Here is a 16,270-nt window from a genome sequence, read left to right as displayed (position 1 = left end):
TTTTCTTATGGGGCTTTTCCATCACAAAATACTGGCCCTGCTTGCCGCCGTCTGCCTGCTCTCCGGCTGCGTATCAACTCGAACCGTCAGCACTCTCAAACCTGGGGAAAATGCCGCTACCGCCAGCCTTAATGGCGTCAAGGTTCACCTGGTCGACGATTCCTGGCAGGCGCGGGCCCAGAAGATCTATCCCCTCATTTTTTCCAACGACATGACCGCTATCCCGATAACGACCGAAATCAGCAGCAAAAGCCACAATCCCTTCAATCCCTCCATGCTGATTAACGCCTTCAATCTCTTTGCCCTGCCGGGATATCACTCCACCACCACCGATACCGACGTGACGGCCGCACTGCTCACCAAGGAGGGTCGTCAACAGCTGGCACCGGTACACTTCCAGACCAAACGGGCCGATTGGGGGACTCTGCTCACCCCCCTTGCCCTGCTGCCGGTACCGGGCCCCGCCGATGTGCGTGCATCAGGGGGCATGACGAACACCAGTCTCTACGATTCCTCCGTTGAGCTGGGGCAGAAGGCGACCATCGAGGCCATTGTACAGGCCCTGCGCCAGGCCGATCAGACCCAGCTGCAGCAGGCGGTGCAAGATCGGGCGGCGCGGCTACAGCAAAAAAACCTGGACGGGGTGTCGATATGGACGTTTCTAGGCTTTGAGGTGCCGGCCGCCTCGACGGATCAGGCTCGTGAAACGGCCCGACGTCAAACATCCGCAGCTAACACGACGAACTCAATATCTCTCAACGGCTCAGCTCAGGTCGTCAAGCTGTTTATCTTCCCGGCCCTGCCAACGTGGAAATCGGCGCCACAGGAAAGTGTCGTGGTGGCCAAACGCAAGGAGGGCGGCCGCTGGGAACCGGTAACGGGCTACCTGCGCAGCGCCCGTTCCCTGACAGCGGCCAGCGTCCTGCTGGAGAATGGCGAGCCGACCCAGGTTGTCCTGCGTCCGGTGAGCGAACCGCCGGTGGAGGATTTCATCGACACGCCTGAGCTCGCGGGGAAGGACACTGCCGAGCTGCTGCGCTGGAGCAACAATATGCTGCTCGAAGCGAAAAACCGCTCGCTGCCGAAAACACTGCGGGAGGGAAGCCGGGATGATCTGCTCGGACTGGTGACGCGGATTGAACGGGCGGCCCTCGACCTCAACGAGCAGGCCGAACGCGCCAAGGACCGCGCCCAGGCTATGGTGGAAAAGGGGGAAGGCGATCCGGCACCGGACCGTGAGCTGGCCATCCTCTGCCGCCAGCGCCTCGATGTACTGCGACCGATTCTTGGCGCCCTGCAGCAGGAGATCGCCATGCGGCGCTGAGGCAGATTAGAATCCGCCTGACAGCATACCCTCGGTGCCTTTTTCGACCAGAAAACCTTTTAAAAAGCCGAAAGCATAGGTCTTGGCCTGGTCGGCGGCCAGCTCTTCACCGCGAAGAAGCTTGACGCCGACCTCCATCTCCTCCACCAGCTTAGCCTCCGGCGCTTTGCGACTGACGCTGTCGAGAGACTCAAGTACACGCCAGGACTCCTCCGGCCGGGCGGAAGCGGCGGCGGACACCAGGGTTTCCGGCTCCAGGGCGCCGATGAGCTCTCCGGTCCAGTCCCGCACCTCGCCGATATGCTCCACGGCCCGCCGGGCATTTTCCCAGCGGTCGGGCAGCGCCTCAAAAATCGCGTCCTTGACAGAGGACCAGGCCGCATCGGCTGCGGACTCGGCCCCCTTGTTGAGGATGTCTTCCTGCAGGGCGGAGGTGGTGGTGTTCAAAGCCGGCATCCGGCTGGCCATGGAGGGAAGCGGCGCCTCAGGCGCCCCCGTCCCGAGGATCGGCACCACTCCCCCGATACCGTTGCCATTAAGTGCCACGGCATCTCCCCCGTTATAGGCACTTCCGGGCACACTGAAAAAATCGCTCAAAGCCTCGGAAGACTCCTTGTCCCGCTGATCCCAGGCCGAACGCAGACGGGTCGCCTGCTGCGCCCGCTCTTGGCGGGCCTTCAGAATCTGTTGTTGCTGCTCCCATTCGGCCTGCGCCCGCGCTTTCTCCGCCTCCGCCGCCGAGGTGGACGGTGGCGCGAAGACGAGGTTGAGCAGCTGCTGCACAACCATACCGGTGACATAAGCCGACAATTCGGCGTTGGGGTTGCTCTTTGGCCGGGACGAGGGGCGATAGGCGGGGCTGGAACCTGACGAGGAACTGCCACTGGAACTGAAGCTGCAGACCGGTTCCGAGGTCGAAGACGGACAATAGCAGTCCCCCCTCTTGACCACGCCGCTCATGACCCAGGAGTCGATGGTGCCGCGGCAATCGATCTGATAGGTCGCTTCGGGAATGGCCCCGGCCCACCCCGAACCGCTGAAAAATCCGCCACAACCCAGGATACCCGCCAGAGTGATCGCGATAGTTCTACATTTCATGGCAACGGCCTCTCGTTATGGAAGGAATGCGTCCCGCACCTGCTGTCCAAGGGCAGGATCGAGGCGAACCAGTACGGCCAGGTCGTTACGGGCCGCCTGTTTCTGGCCCAGGGCAACGTTGCAGCGCACCCGCAGAGCATAGGCCTGGGCGCTCTCCGGTGATTGGGCAATAGTCTGACTCGCCGCCTCCAGCGCCTCAGCCGTCTGTCCCATCGCCAGCAGGGCCTGGCCATGAACCACCTGGGCCCAGGAAAGCTGCGGCGCCAGGTGCAGGGCCCGTCGGGCCGAGGCCAGGGCCTGGGTGTTCTGACTGCGGGCCAGTTGCACCTCGGCCAGCACCAGATGGGCCGTAGCGGCGGCAGCATCGAGAGTCAGGGCGTTGACGGCGTTTTCTTCGGCCCGGGGCAGATCGTGCTGGCGCAACCAGGCCAGGCCGCGCAGGGCATAGCCGAGGGCCAGCGGCTCCCGGCGCAGCACGGCGGTGCAATCGTCCACGGCAGCCGCATACTGCTGCATGGCGATCTGCAGGGTAGCCCGTTCAAGCCGCAACAGATCGTCATCGGGCGCCAGGCGCACCGCCTCATCGCAGGCCTGCAGCGCTGCGGCCGTTCTTCCCAGATTATTCAACGCCTGGGAGTAAAAGCGATAGCCCTGCGCCTCGGCCGGAAATGCGGTGACCAGAGCCTTGGCCCGCCGCTCCAGGCCGGGCCAGGCCTCCAGGGCCTCGGCCGCGCGACAGGTGACCAGGTGGGCGCTCAGGCTTTTAGCACCGAGGGCAAGGGCCGTGTCGGCATCGTCAGCGGCCCGCGCCCACATCCCCCCCCGGGCCAGAACTTCCGCGCGGGCAACATAGGGCGCCGCCACCTCGGGACGCTGCAGGATGGCCTGGGTAAAGTCGTGACTGGCCGCCGCCAGATCCCCTTTGGCCGCATAGGCCCGGCCGCGATGAAAGGACGCCTCGGCGCTGTCCGCCCGGAGAGCCAGGCTGCGGCTCAACAGGTCGATGGCCGCCTCCCAGCGGCCCTGTTCGACAGCGATACGGCCTCGGTTGAGGAGAACGAGAGGATCGTTGGGGCCTAGCGCTTCGGCCCGGGCAAAAGCCGTTTCGGCGGCGCGCCAATTCTCCTGTTCCCGGTGGATGACGCCTTGCAGCAAGGCCGCCTCAGCCAGATCCGGTCTGAGGGCTGCGGCCCGGTCGGCGTCGGCGAGACCTGTCTGGTAATCTCCCGCCAGGACTTCGACCCAGGCTTTTTCCAGCCAGAACTCCGCCCGCTCACCAAACAACGTCAGCTTTTCTCGGGCCAGGCTTCGAGCCGGCTCCAGGTGCCCCAGCATGCGTAGAGCCCGCAGCGTGTAGATCACGGGCTCAGCCGCCTCCGGTGACTGCCGCATATCTTCGTCGGCCGCGGCCAAGAGTGCCAGCCACTGCCCCTCGCGGCTCAGCTCATCCCGTTGCGCCAGCGCAGCGAGGCTGATTGCCTCGGCGGAAACCTTCTGCCAGGCTCCATCCGCCAAGGATCCCGCCGCCAGCAAGCCCATCAATAAAAGGGTCCGCCACACCCCGAAACGTCTTTTCATGCCTAACTCCCTCCAAGGGATTCAAGAGTACCATTCAGGCTGGATTATAGTCCCGCTTTCCACGCAAAAACAAGCTGTTCGAGCAATGCTGAGAAAAGGGGGTGGAACCCGACGGGTTTCCCGATAACACTTTGCGGGTTTCGTTCAGCGGGCAAAAAGGGTATGCTCCGTTCATCCATCGATCTTATAGCCAACCAACCGAAAGAGTTTTCCATGAGCACACTCCCCGAATGCCCCCAATGCCACGGCACCTACACCTATGAAGACGGCCCCCTCTACGTCTGTCCCGAATGCGCCCACGAATGGCCGCAGGACGCAGGGTCCGAGACGACGGAAGAGAAGCCTGTCGTGCGCGACGCCTTCGGTAACGAACTCCAGGACGGCGACGCCGTTACCATCATCAAAGACCTCAAAGTCAAAGGCGCTTCGTCGGCGCTCAAGGTCGGCACCCGCGTGAAGAGCATCCGCCTTATTGACGGGGATCACAACATCGACTGCCGGATCGACGGCTTCGGCGCCATGCAGCTCAAATCCGAATTCGTCAAGAAGGCTTAGCTGAAAAAAATGGCGCCGAGAAGACCAGCGCCGCCGAATCGTGTATGATTTCAGCATGACACAGCCTATCGCCATTTTTCTGAGCGCCCTTCTTCTCCTCGGTGCCTGCGTCGCCACCAACACGGCGCCCGTGGACAATCGTCCGTTTGCGCCCGTCGGCAGCCTGCAGGAGATCACCGGGATCTACCAAAACAGGGGAGAAGGCGATGAAAGGTATCGCCCACTCTACCTCTCCGCCCTCCTCTGGCCGGGGGACGAGACTCTGCATCATGGGGACATCGAAACTATTGTCGTGTCCGAAACGGCGGCGGGTGTTCTGGAAGTTAGCGCCCGCACGGCGCAGATGACAGTCAAGTCCGGTCGTTATGTCGAAGGGAAAGATTTCAAGCTGGAGGACGGCCGCCTGCTGCTCGGGACTCAGACCGGCATGGCTGGTCTGAAGGCGGGAGAACCTCTGCTCGGAGCTTACCGGCAAGAGATCGAACTCGGCCTCGATACCACCGGCCAAGGCAAGGCGCGCCAGCACGTCTCTGCGGCGGGGCTGGCCTTCCTCCTCATCCCCATCGCTGCAGACAGTACAGAAGAAGTGCGTTTTTTGCGCCTGTCGGCAGAGACCGAATAGGGTCAACGCCACCCGCTGTCTCCAATTTCAAGCCGGGACAATCTGCGCTAAGCAGTCTTCTTTGACGTCAGGCGTGGTTGCGCAGGCGCAGTTCCAGCGGGTGGGGGTTGAGATAAACCTGGTCCCGCAGGTAGGGCTGATCGTATTTGCGCACGAAATGGTTGAGCAGGGTGACAGGTACGATCAGGGGGATTTCTCCCCGCCGGTAGCGATCGATGATCTCCAGCATCTCCTGCTTCTCGTCGGCACTGAGCTGCTTCTTGAAATAGCCGAGGATGTGCTGCAGGACGTTGGTATGCTTGGCCAGCGTCGGCTTCTGGCGCATGGCCTTGGCCAGCAGCGGCAGATAGCCTTCAAAAAGCTCCTGCTCACTCAGGCGGCCTGCCGTCGCCACGACCCTGCCCATCTCCCGATAGAGTTCAACGCTGTGGCTCATGATCTGCAGCTTGTGGGCGGTGTGAAAGGCCACCAGCCGCCCGGCGCCGCCACCGGCGGTGAGCATCTGCCGCCAGCGTTTGAACGTAAAGATCGCCTCGATAAAATTTTCCCGCAACAGCGGATCGTGCAGCCGACCTTCCTCTTCCACCGGCAGCAGCGGAAAATGCTCCATGAAGGCGCGGGCGAAAACCCCCACCCCTTTCATGCTGGGCACACCGTTGCCGTCGTAGACCTTGACCCGCTCCATGCCGCTGCTCGGCGACTTGGATTTGAAGATGAACCCGCACAGCCCCTCCGCCTCCAGCGCCCGCACTTTTTTTGCCGCCCAGGCCTGCATGCGCTCGGTGATATCTTCGCCGCTTTTCGAAAAGACCAGCCGCGGCGCCTCGACATCCCCCACCAGCCGCAGGGCCTCCCGTGGAATCGACAGTCCCACCTCGACCTCGGGACAGACCGGCACATACTCGACATAGGCGCCGAGAGAATCGGTCAGAAAGGGGTCCCGTTTGTGCCCCCCGTCAAAACGCACCTTTTCGCCGAGCAGACAGGAACTGATGCCCAGCCGAATTTTATCTTCTGTCATGGGGTATCCTTTCTCTCTTTTATGCTGATAAAGAAACTACCGATTCATTCTAGCATCACTTTGCCCGGACAAAAGGCAGCGGCGGTTTTGCGCTCAGAATCGCTGCCGGAAAGAACAGCCGCGGCAGAGGGGCTCAACCAGCCGCCGCTGGGAAAAGCCTTGAGACAAGGCCGTGGCTCGGGGCGAGGAGAGGATCTGAGCCAAAGGTGTCTGCAGAATATTTCCCAGTGGGATGTCAGCCTCGGCATCGAGGCAGCAGGGGACCACGGTGCCGTCCACGAGAATGGCGAGATGATCCTTGAGACCACGACAGGCGCCGCGATCGCCGAAATCCTGCCGCGAGGCATGCGGCCAGGTAAATTGGGGGGCCTGGCTGAGAAAGACGCCGGGTGCCAGGGTGATCCCCTGCCCGGCCGCGCGTTCGACCCGAATCGGGGTCGCCTGAGGGAAGCACGTCTCCAGGCGGCGGATGATGCGATGATGCGCCTCCACCTCTTCGCTGCCTGGGTGCGGCGGCAGCTTCCAGAGGCGCAGGTTGATGAGCAGGGGTGCAGAAGCCCTGGCCAGCCGGACAAAATCCAGAACCTCATCCAGGTAGGAATTCAACCCCTCCCCGGCCATCTCTTCAAAACTGTGCAGGGAGATATTGACCTGCCGCAAGGCAGCGCTGCCCAGGAGTACTGCTTGGCAGTGCCCCAGCAGGGTGCCGTTGGTGGTCAGATTGACCCGCAGCCCCTGATGGTGGCTGAGGTCGAGAAGTGCAGCAAGGTCGGGATGGAGCAAGGGTTCGCCCAGCACATGCAGGTAGAGATGCTCAGTGAAACCCTCCAGCTGCCGGATGACCGCGTTGAAGGTCTGCGGCGACATGAAGGCCTGGGGACGCTGGCTGAGGTGGCAGAAACTGCAGGCGAGATTGCAGTGGTTGGTAATCTCGATGTAGATCTTTTTGAACTTTTTCAAGGAGGCTATCCCAGCCGGCGGTCGCCGGCGCGAAGAAGTCATTCATGGCGTCCCCGCAGACGGCGAAGGCGGTCAGCAATGTAGAACCGGGCGGCGTCTTTGGCAAGACAAATTCAGTGGTCCTGTACGATCTTCACCAGAGCGCTGCCGGAGTTTTCGGCCGGGACTTGAAAGGACCCGGCGCGGCCATTAAACTGAAGCGAGCGGCGGGAAGGCAACGGGGACAACCGCCGGGAATCGGTACAGGGAGGCCATGTGGATACAAACACCATCGTCAAAACAGCAGATGTCTCAGTGCGGGTCATGCGACTGGGCCCGGGGAGCGCGACGGACTGGCACCACCACAGTGTGGTCGACGACTTCTTTGTGGGACTCAAGGGAACGATCCGCGTGGAGATGCGCGGTAAAACGGCGGTGACTCTGGGGCCCGGCGAAACCACCCGGACCCCGGTCGGCCTGGTCCACCGCGTCTGCAACAGCGGCGAAGGCGAGGCCGAATATCTGCTCGTCCAGGGAATCGGTCCCTACGATTTCATCCGGGAAGACTAGCTCACCGTCGAGCCGCTATGGTCCATCCCTTCTCCGGCGATAACGGCCAGAAAAGCGGCACCGTAGCGCTGCAGCTTGTGGCGGCCGACCCCGTTGATGGCGAGCAGCGCCTCCTCGTCCTTTGGCCGGAAGGCCGCCATCTCCGCCAGACTCTGGTCGCCGAAGACCACGAAGGGCGGCACCCCCTCCTCATCGGCCAGGCGTTTGCGCAGCACGCGCAGGGCTTCGAACAGCCCCTCATCGTAATCGAGGTCCGTCACTTTGCGGGAGAGGCGCTTCTTCGCCACCTTGGCCTTCACGCGGGGCAGCGGCAGGATCAGCGTCTCGCCCCCGCGCAGCAGCGGTCGGGCGGCTTCGGTCAGCTTGAGCACCGAATAGTTGCCCACGTCCTGCTTCAGATAGCCCAGGTGAACGAGCTGGCGGATGAGACTCCCCCAGGACTCCTGGCTTTTGTCGCTGCCGATGCCGTAAGTGGAAAGGCGGTCATGACCGAGGGTCTGGATGCGCTGGTTGCCGGAGCCACGCAGAACATCGACCACATGCCCCATGCCGAAGCGCTGCCCCACCCGGTAGACGCAGGAGAGGACTTTCTGGGCGTCGACGGTGGCGTCGTAGCGCTGGGGAGGATTGAGACAGATGTCGCAGTTGCCGCAGTCTTCTTCCAGCTTTTCGCCGAAGTAGCCGAGCAGCACCCGCCGCCGGCAGGTCAGGGGTTCGGCGAAGCCGACCATGGAATTGAGTTTGTGCAGCTCGATGCGGTTCTGCTCCTCGTTGCCGCCCTTTTCGATAAGACCGCGGGAGATGGCGATATCGCCATAGCCAAACAGCAGCAGGGCTTCCGCCGGCAGACCGTCGCGACCGGCGCGGCCGGTCTCCTGATAATAGCTTTCGATATTCTTGGGCAGGTCGTAATGGACGACGAAGCGCACGTTCGGCTTGTCGATGCCCATGCCGAAGGCGACGGTAGCGACGACAATCTGCAGGTCATCGCGCAGGAAGGCCTCCTGTACCCGCTGGCGTTCGCCGTCGGGCAGGCCGGCGTGATAGGCCCCGGCCCGAAAGCCGGCTTCGCACAGGCGAGCCGCCACCTCTTCCACCCGCTTGCGGGAGAGGGCGTAGACGATGCCTGCCTCCCCTTCATGACCCTGCAGGAAGGTCAACAGCTGGTTGGCGGGACGGGATTTCTCCACGACGGTATAGCGGATGTTGGGCCGGTCGAAGCCGGCGGCATAGCAGGTCGCCCGCTGCAGCCCGAGGCGCGCCAGGATATCGGTGCGGGTCTGGGGGTCGGCGGTAGCAGTCAGGGCAATGAGAGGGACCTGGGGGAAGAGCTGGCGCAAACGGCCGAGCTGCACATATTCGGGGCGAAAATCATGCCCCCACTGGGAGACGCAGTGGGCCTCATCGATGGCGAAGAGGGCCAGCTCAATACACTGCAGCCGCTCAATGAAGCCGTCGCTCATCAGACGTTCCGGGGCGACATAGAGGAGATCGAGGTCGCCGGCATGCAGCTGGGCCAGAACCTGCCGGGCTTCGGGCGCTCCGAGCGAGGAGTTGTAGAAGGCCGTCCTGACCCCGTTGGCCCGCAGGGCGTCAACCTGATCTTTCATCAGAGAGATCAGTGGCGACACCACGATGGCCACGCCGGGGCGATGCAGAGCCGGAATCTGATAGCACAGAGACTTGCCGCCGCCGGTGGGCATAAGGACAAAGGCGTCTTCGCCGGCAATCAGGGCGTCGACGATAGGTTGCTGGTAGGGGCGAAAGGCGCTGTAGCCGAAAACATTGCGCAGCGTCTCAAGGGGGGTACAATTCATCCTCATCTTTCCACTTGTTTTATGGTAATTTTCTGCAGGTACATCATCTCATTCCTGAGAATCAGCAAGGAGCTTTGGCCCCATGGACATGAAAGCATACACCATTGACCGGCTTGACCGGGTGAAAAAAAACGCTCCCCTCATCCACAACATCACCAACTTTGTGGTGATGAATTCATCGGCGAATATTCTGCTGGCTCTCGGGGCCTCCCCCGTTATGGCCCACTGCCCGCAGGAGATCAAGGAGATGACCGCCCTGGCCGGCGCCCTGGTGCTGAACATCGGCACCCTGGAGGATGCCTGGGTCGAATCCATGCTGCTGGCCGCCGAAACCGCCAACCATCATCACATTCCCATCATCCTTGACCCGGTGGGTGCCGGCGCCACCTCCCTGCGCACCGGCACGGTGAAGAAAATCCTGAATCACGCCACCGTCAGTGTGCTGCGCGGCAACGCCTCTGAGATCTTTTCCCTCGCCGACGCCGAGGTGCGCACCAAGGGCGTCGATTCCTCCCTCGCCCTCTCACCTGAAGTGGCCGAAGCCGCCCGCACCCTGGCCCGCGAAACCGGCTGCATCCTCTCCATCTCCGGCGAAAAGGATCTCATCACCGACGGCGAACGCACCTTCCGCGTCAGCAACGGCCAGCCCATCATGACCCGGGTCACCGGCCTGGGCTGCGGCCTGTCGGCGGTCACCGCCGCCTTTTGTGCCGTGGAGAGCGACGATCGGCTCAAGGCCAGCGCCGCCGCCACCGCCTTTTACGGCCTCTGCGGCGACTTGGCCTGGCGCACGGCCCAGGCACCCGGCAGCTTCTTCACCGCCTTTGTCGATGCGCTCTACACCACCGGTCCCCGGGAGATTGAGGAGGGGTTGCTGGTGGAGCAGACCTCTTAGCCCGGCTGGCCACCCCCGCCATCAGCTTGACTCCCCGCGACACTTAAATCTTTTCGGGAATTATCGTCTAACTCCCCGCTTTGTCGATATTTTCCCTTGACAAACACCCCTCCACTTATATATTTTTCCATATATATTTCTTTTCAACTCTTCCGGAGGTTTCCAATGACCATTACCGAGAAGGCGCAAGACAAACTGACAAACATTCTGCTCAACAACCCGGGCAAGTATCTTCGCGTCACCTTCGATGGCTTTGGCTGAGGCGGGCCCCGACTGGGGCTGGCTCTGGATGAGCCGAGAGACAAGGAAGAAATCAGCCAGATCAGTGGACTCGAGGTGCTGATAGATGAAAACGTCAAACCCTTTGCCGAGGCCCAGGTCATCGACTATATCAACAACCGCACTGGAAAAGGTTTCGTGGTCAGAGCGATTTACGGCCAAGAGCACTGCGCCTGACCCCTGGGCCAAGACGCGGACAGCCCACAAATATTAAATAATTCATATTTGACATTAGACGAACGACATATTAGTCATGGGGCAGTAGCAACCCCAACACCAAGGAGTAAGAGATGATCGACATCACCGATTCGGCTAAGGACGTCCTGGAGAAGGTGCTCCAGGAGAACCCCGGCAAAATGCTGCGGGTTGTCATTCAAGGTTTTGGCTGAGGCGGGCCCAGCCTGGGCCTGGCTCTGGATGAGCTTAAAGAGAATGAAGAGGTCAGCAAGATCAACGGGCTCGACGTGCTGATGGATGAATCGGTCAGCAGTCTCTCCCGCCGGCATACCGTAGACTACGTCAAAAACGCCATGGGAGAAGGGTTCACGATCCTTCCTGAAAAAGGCGGATGCTGCTGAGCTTCCCCTATCCCGTTTGAAAAGGCAGGTCGATAAGATCTGCCTTTTTTTATTTCCCAATTATGTAACCTGGCACACTGGCCCGACAGTAGATACGCGCCTGCCCTTTTAACTCAAATCACCCGCACCATTAATAATCTTGATTTCAAAGGCTTCTATACCTTAATCTCTTTTTATGTTTCCGCGGTCGAAATTTGCACGATCTGTGCATGGTGGGGAGTTCAGGGCTCTGCCAATATTCATCATTCCCTCTTCCATACTATGCCAACGGAGGTACATCTAATGAAACGTGTCTTGATTGTGGATGACAGCATTTCCGTGGCCCGCCAGCTGGAAAAGATAATCACCGGCTCGGGCGCGTTCCAGGTGGTCGGTCATGCCAAAAATGGAGCGGAAGCCATCCGCATGAGTCAGACCGAAAACCCGGAGATCATCTGCATGGATATGAACATGCCGGTCATGGATGGGCTCACGGCCCTGCGCACCCTGGTGGCCATGAATCGCGGCTACAAAGTCGTCATGGTCACCTCCCTCGGCGGCGTTGGGGATAAATACCAGGAAGCCCTGAAGCTGGGGGCGCGCGAGGTCATCTCCAAGCCTTTCAACGAAGAGAGCGTCCTGCGCGTACTGCAGGCCCTCTGATCCTTTACATCGGCCATTACCACATTTCCATCTCAAGCCAAGGAGTTCACAATGGCGGTAAAATTTTTCGGCCAGTTCCTCATGGAAAAAGGGGCCATCACACGGGAGGACCTGCTCAAAGCCATCGAGATGCAGGAAGCCACCAATCTGAAATTCGGTGAAATCGCCATGGTCATGGGTTTTCTCACGGAAACCCAGGTGGAAAAGATCCATGACGCCCAGCGTTCGGAAGACCTGCGTTTCGGCGACATGGCGCTCAAACTCGGCCTGATCTCGCCAGAGCAGATGCAGCAGATCCTGACGCGCCAGAAAAACGGTCATCTGTACCTGGGCGAGGCACTTGTTCGCGTCGGCGGCCTCAAAGAAACGGACCTGGAAGGCTATCTGGAGGCTTTCAAGGCCGATCAGGCTCCCTACGCCGCCGATGCGGTCGCCATCCCGGCGGCGCTGCCCCACCGTCCCCTGCTGGAGATCATGGCGGACCTCTCCTTCAAGATGCTGGCACGGGTAGGCAATATCGCTCTGCGTCCGGACAACTGCCTTGAAAGCAAAGAGCTGCCACAGGCCGATGTGGTCGCTGCCATGGCCTTTTCCGGCGCGGCCAGCGGCCGCTACATTCTGGCGGTGTCGGCAGAAGTCCAGAAAATTCTGGCCCGGGCCATTCTCAAAGAGGAAGAGGTCGACAACGAATCCGAAGAGGTGCTGCTCGATTCCGTCATGGAGTTCATCAACATCGTCTGCGGAAACATTGCCGCCAAAGCGGCCCAGATGGGCAAGCCGCTGGATATCCATCCGCCCGAGATCCTTTCCGGCAGTCAGCTGCAGATGCCACCCAACGAACCTTACGGCCTGCGCTTCCCCATGGCTCTAGCCGGCGGCGATACCGTGGTGCTGCAGGTTCTTATCATGGACTGAACAACAGGCTGACTCCAGCGGCCGCTCGTCTTCGCCCGTCGCCAAACCAGCCTGCCGTGGACCACAACTATAACGCCAGATCAACAGCTTAGCCGTATTACTTGTTGCCAGGCTATCCTGAAAGTGCTAAATTTCAACCCTCAGACGACCCGGCAGCCTGACCGGCTGCCGGATTCGTTTTTTCCGCTTCACCAATCCTCGCCCGGGGTGCCCCTATGTTCTCATCGCTGAACCTGCGCTGGAAAATCCTGCTTGCGCTGCTGGCTTTTGCCATTATTCCCGTGGCCGTAGCCCTTGCCTTTACGGCCCGCCTCAACAATCAGCAACTTGAAAAGAACATGCAATCCCGCGCCAAGGTGGTCTCGGGCTTTGTTGAGCGGAGCACCACCTATTCCCAAGCGGAAAAAGCCAATTACATCAGACTGCTGGCACAAAATCCTCTCATGGTCAATGCCGTCTATTCTGCCGGTTTTTCCGGCAATACCGCACAGCTGGATAGCGCTTTGAATGAGACGCTGGACCGATTTGACTTTGATCTGATTGAAGTCCTCGATGCGGAGGGACAGCTTCTCCTGCGTCAGGGGAGCGACACCGACCAGACCCCGGGCGACCGAAGGGACCATCCGATCATCAGAGGCAGCTTCGAAGGAGACACCCTGGTGGGCATTCAGCTTTTTGACGACCGTCTGGCCATCGTGGCAGCCGGCCCTGTACAGCTGGCGGGAGCGCCCCTCGGTCATCTTATTGGTGTGGTCTTTCTCGATGACCACTATGCAAAGAAGATCAGGTCCCTAAGCGACGCCGAAGTGGCCTTCTTTGATGAAAAGGGTATTTTTTCGGCCACCTTGGAGGGGCTCCGGGAGATTGATCCCCGCATTTTCGCGCCGACGGAAGCCGAGCTGCAGCAGTTCGATGCGCAGGAGGTCATTCCTAAACGGGTACGCTACCGCACCATAGACGGCACACCGCATGCCCTTTTTATCAACACCTTCGGCGGCGCCAAACGCGGCGTCATCATGGCCTTGGACAGCTCTTCCATGTTCGAGGCCAAATCCCGCACCAACTTCATTCTACTCGCCATTCTGGCTATAGCGGCCCTCCTGGCCGCCCTCATCGGCAGAAGTCTTTCCAACAATATCGTCCGCCCCCTGCGACAACTGGTGCAGAGCCTGCGCGAGATATCCGAAGGCGAGGGGGACCTTACCCGCCACCTGAAAGTCACCAGCCAGGACGAGGTTGGCGAGCTGGCGACGTCCTTTAATCATTTTGTCGACCGGCTGGCCCAGATGGTACGCCGTACCCGCGAGGTGGCCAACGGCCTGGCCGACGCCACGACCAAGATCCAGCAGTCCAGTCGTCAAGTCCGCGAAGATGCGGTCAACCAGGCTCATTCCCTGGACGAATCCCACCGGGCCATCCAGTCTTTCGATGAGTCCATCGCCGGCATCGCCGAAAGTACCGGCAGCCTGGTGGACGGGGTCGAAGGCAGCTCTTCCGCCACCCTGGAGCTGAGCGCCACCATCGAACAGATTGCCACGCAGATGGAAACCCTTTTTACCACCGTGGAGGAGGTTTCCTCTTCTATCCATGAAATGTCCGTTTCAAACCAGCAGATTAACGAAAGTCTTGACATGCTGTCCTCTTCCACGGAAGTGACGGCGTCGTCCATCACCGAGCTGGATGCCTCCATCAAGGAAATTGATGAAAATGCCGAGCAGACCAGCCGCCTGGCCGAAGAGGCCACCCTCGACGCCCAGCGGGGCAAGGAAGCCGTCGACGCAACCATCGATGGCATAGGTGCCATACGACAGACGGTCGACCGGGCCGGGGAAGCCATCGAAGAACTGGGGAGTCAGTCCAAAGCCATCGGCCGCATTCTCACCGTCATCGACGAGATCGCTGACCAGACCAGCCTGCTGGCCCTCAACGCCGCCATCATTGCCGCCCAGGCCGGGGAGCACGGCAAAGGCTTTGCCGTGGTCGCGGACGAGATCCGCGAGCTGGCTGACCGCACGGCTGTCTCCACCCGGGAAATCGGCGGCATCATCACCAACCTGCAGCAGGGAACAGCTGAGGCCGTGCAGGCCATTCAGGCCGGCAGCCAACGCGTTCATGAAGAAGTGGGCCGCTCCCGAACCTCCAGCGAGGCGCTGGAAAAAATCCGCCTCAGTACCACCAGGGCCATGGAGCAGGTGCGCGGGATTGTGCGGGCTACGCAGGAACAGTCCAAGGGCAGCCATCAGATCACCTCCTCGATCAACCAGATTTCGTCCATGCTTCACCAGATTGCCACGGCGGTTGACCAGCAGTCTACCGGCAGCAAACAGCTGGTCAAGGCCTCCGAGGCCATGAAGGAAATTGCCCTGCAGGGTAAATACGCCACTTCGGAGCAGGCCAAGGGAAGTCGGCAGATCAACACCGGCATGGAGACCATCCGCGACATGATCGAGCGCATCGATGCGGCCACCCGGGAGCAGACCAGCCGCAGCCGACAGGTGGTGGAAGCCGTAGCCGACATCCGACGCATTGCCGAGAAAAATGCCGACCGCACCGCCGAACTGGACGCCATCGTCGAATCCCTCTCCGAGCAGATGGCCTACCTCAAGAGCGAAACAGGTGAGTTCAAGGCATGAGTCCGGTCGACCTCACCTTCACCATTCTCGGGTCGGGAACCAGCTCCGGAGTCCCCGTTCCCGGCTGCCAGTGTGAGGTGTGCCGTTCCCACGACCCCCGCAACACGCGGACCCGCTGCAGCGCCCTGCTTTCCTACGGCGACAAGAACGTGCTCATCGACACCGCCACCGACCTCCGGCAGCAGGTTCTGCGCGAAAAACTCGCCCAGATCGATGCGGTCCTCTTCACACACACCCACGCCGACCATGTCAACGGTATTGATGATCTGCGTCCCTTCAACAGCCTGTCAGGCGAACCCCTCCCCATCTATGGCTCGCCTGCCTGTCTGGGCAGACTGCGCCGCTCTTTCAGCTACATCTTCGACGACAATCCGGAACCCGGCTATCGGCCCCGTTTGCTGCCCCGCGAAATACACGGCCCCTTCGAGCTCTTTGGTCATCTCGTCACACCGCTGCCACTACGCCACGGGCAGGGTGAATCGCTGGGCTATCGCATCGGCCCACTGGCCTATCTCACCGACTGTCATAACATCCCGGCAGCCACGGAAGAACTGCTGGCCGGCATCGAAGTCCTCATTATCGACGCCCTTCGCTTCCGTCCGCATGGCACGCATTTCAATATTCCCCAAGCGCTTGCAGCCGCTGCGCGCCTCGGCGCCAGACGAACCCTGCTCACCCACCTGAGCCACGATGTGGAGCATATCCGCGACAGCGCCAGCCTGCCGGCGGGGACCGAATTTGCCTACGACGGCCTGCGCCTCAACCTCGTTTTGTCTGGGAGCACGCTTGCATCGGCCCACTGAT

General features: G+C 60.9%; 16 protein-coding genes. 11 read left to right on the top strand and 5 right to left on the bottom strand.

Annotated features, from left to right (window positions below):
- The first annotated feature begins 7 nt into the window (after positions 1-7).
- Positions 8-1,324: a hypothetical protein gene (locus AOP6_RS01605; protein WP_155874897.1), complete on the top strand. Its 1,317-nt coding sequence runs from the start codon at positions 8-10 to the stop codon at positions 1,322-1,324.
- 6 nt (positions 1,325-1,330) lie between these two features.
- Here AOP6_RS01605 and AOP6_RS01600 read toward each other — a convergent pair whose 3' ends face one another.
- Positions 1,331-2,422 carry a hypothetical protein gene (locus tag AOP6_RS01600; protein WP_155874896.1) on the bottom strand — a complete coding sequence of 364 codons (1,092 nt, stop codon included), beginning with the start codon at positions 2,420-2,422 and terminating at the stop codon, positions 1,331-1,333.
- Between the two features lie 15 nt (positions 2,423-2,437).
- Complete coding sequence (locus tag AOP6_RS01595) at positions 2,438-4,000, bottom strand: tetratricopeptide repeat protein (protein WP_155874895.1); 1,563 nt, start codon at positions 3,998-4,000, stop codon at positions 2,438-2,440.
- Between the two features lie 213 nt (positions 4,001-4,213).
- Here AOP6_RS01595 and AOP6_RS01590 point away from each other — a divergent pair, with 213 nt between their 5' ends.
- Together AOP6_RS01590 and AOP6_RS01585 are read left to right on the top strand one after the other, a co-directional pair.
- A complete protein-coding gene (locus AOP6_RS01590) occupies positions 4,214-4,555 on the top strand; it encodes a zinc ribbon domain-containing protein YjdM (RefSeq protein WP_155874894.1) in 342 nt (113 codons plus the stop codon).
- Positions 4,556-4,610: 55 nt separating this feature from the next.
- Entirely contained in the window at positions 4,611-5,177 is a 567-nt protein-coding gene (locus tag AOP6_RS01585) for a hypothetical protein (protein ID WP_155874893.1), read from the top strand.
- A 67-nt stretch (positions 5,178-5,244) separates the two neighbouring features.
- Here AOP6_RS01585 and AOP6_RS01580 read toward each other — a convergent pair whose 3' ends face one another.
- Together AOP6_RS01580 and AOP6_RS01575 are read right to left on the bottom strand one after the other, a co-directional pair.
- Positions 5,245-6,198, bottom strand: coding sequence for a DUF523 and DUF1722 domain-containing protein (locus tag AOP6_RS01580; RefSeq protein WP_155874892.1), 954 nt, complete (start codon positions 6,196-6,198; stop codon positions 5,245-5,247).
- A gap of 93 nt (positions 6,199-6,291) precedes the next feature.
- A complete protein-coding gene (locus tag AOP6_RS01575; RefSeq protein WP_213194706.1) occupies positions 6,292-7,158 on the bottom strand; it encodes a radical SAM/SPASM domain-containing protein in 867 nt (288 codons plus the stop codon).
- Between the two features lie 255 nt (positions 7,159-7,413).
- Here AOP6_RS01575 and AOP6_RS01570 point away from each other — a divergent pair, with 255 nt between their 5' ends.
- Positions 7,414-7,707 (top strand): cupin domain-containing protein, encoded by a 294-nt coding sequence (locus AOP6_RS01570; RefSeq protein WP_155874890.1) that lies wholly within the window; start codon positions 7,414-7,416, stop codon positions 7,705-7,707.
- On the opposite strand, the gene recQ is transcribed toward AOP6_RS01570, so the two are convergent.
- A complete protein-coding gene (gene recQ, locus AOP6_RS01565; protein WP_155874889.1) occupies positions 7,704-9,524 on the bottom strand; it encodes a DNA helicase RecQ in 1,821 nt (606 codons plus the stop codon). The two genes, AOP6_RS01570 and recQ, sit on opposite strands and share 4 nt — an antisense overlap.
- 82 nt (positions 9,525-9,606) lie before the next feature.
- Here recQ and thiM point away from each other — a divergent pair, with 82 nt between their 5' ends.
- The 7 genes from thiM to AOP6_RS01540 all read left to right on the top strand — a co-directional run bounded on the left by thiM (position 9,607) and on the right by AOP6_RS01540 (position 16,269).
- On the top strand, positions 9,607-10,419 hold the full coding sequence (gene thiM, locus AOP6_RS01560; RefSeq protein ID WP_155874888.1) for a hydroxyethylthiazole kinase: 813 nt from the start codon (positions 9,607-9,609) through the stop codon (positions 10,417-10,419).
- A 165-nt stretch (positions 10,420-10,584) separates the two neighbouring features.
- On the top strand, positions 10,585-10,875 hold the full coding sequence (locus tag AOP6_RS15375) for an iron-sulfur cluster biosynthesis family protein (RefSeq protein ID WP_346015136.1): 291 nt from the start codon (positions 10,585-10,587) through the stop codon (positions 10,873-10,875).
- A 113-nt stretch (positions 10,876-10,988) separates the two neighbouring features.
- Complete coding sequence (locus AOP6_RS15370) at positions 10,989-11,276, top strand: HesB-like (seleno)protein (RefSeq protein ID WP_346015135.1); 288 nt, start codon at positions 10,989-10,991, stop codon at positions 11,274-11,276.
- Between the two features lie 282 nt (positions 11,277-11,558).
- Positions 11,559-11,918: a response regulator gene (locus AOP6_RS01555; RefSeq protein ID WP_155874887.1), complete on the top strand. Its 360-nt coding sequence runs from the start codon at positions 11,559-11,561 to the stop codon at positions 11,916-11,918.
- A 51-nt stretch (positions 11,919-11,969) separates the two neighbouring features.
- Complete coding sequence (locus AOP6_RS01550) at positions 11,970-12,833, top strand: chemotaxis protein CheX (protein WP_155874886.1); 864 nt, start codon at positions 11,970-11,972, stop codon at positions 12,831-12,833.
- 215 nt (positions 12,834-13,048) lie between these two features.
- Complete coding sequence (locus AOP6_RS01545; RefSeq protein WP_155874885.1) at positions 13,049-15,466, top strand: methyl-accepting chemotaxis protein; 2,418 nt, start codon at positions 13,049-13,051, stop codon at positions 15,464-15,466.
- Positions 15,463-16,269, top strand: a complete 807-nt coding sequence (locus tag AOP6_RS01540; RefSeq protein ID WP_155874884.1) for a GPMC system MBL fold metallohydrolase — start codon at positions 15,463-15,465, stop codon at positions 16,267-16,269. The genes AOP6_RS01545 and AOP6_RS01540 overlap by 4 nt, the downstream gene beginning before the upstream one ends.
- Position 16,270 lies beyond the last annotated feature (1 nt).

This window comes from Desulfuromonas sp. AOP6 (assembly GCF_009731355.2).
Taxonomy (GTDB): Bacteria; Desulfobacterota; Desulfuromonadia; order Desulfuromonadales; family SZUA-540; genus SZUA-540.
This window is presented reverse-complemented; position numbering and strand designations above follow the sequence as displayed.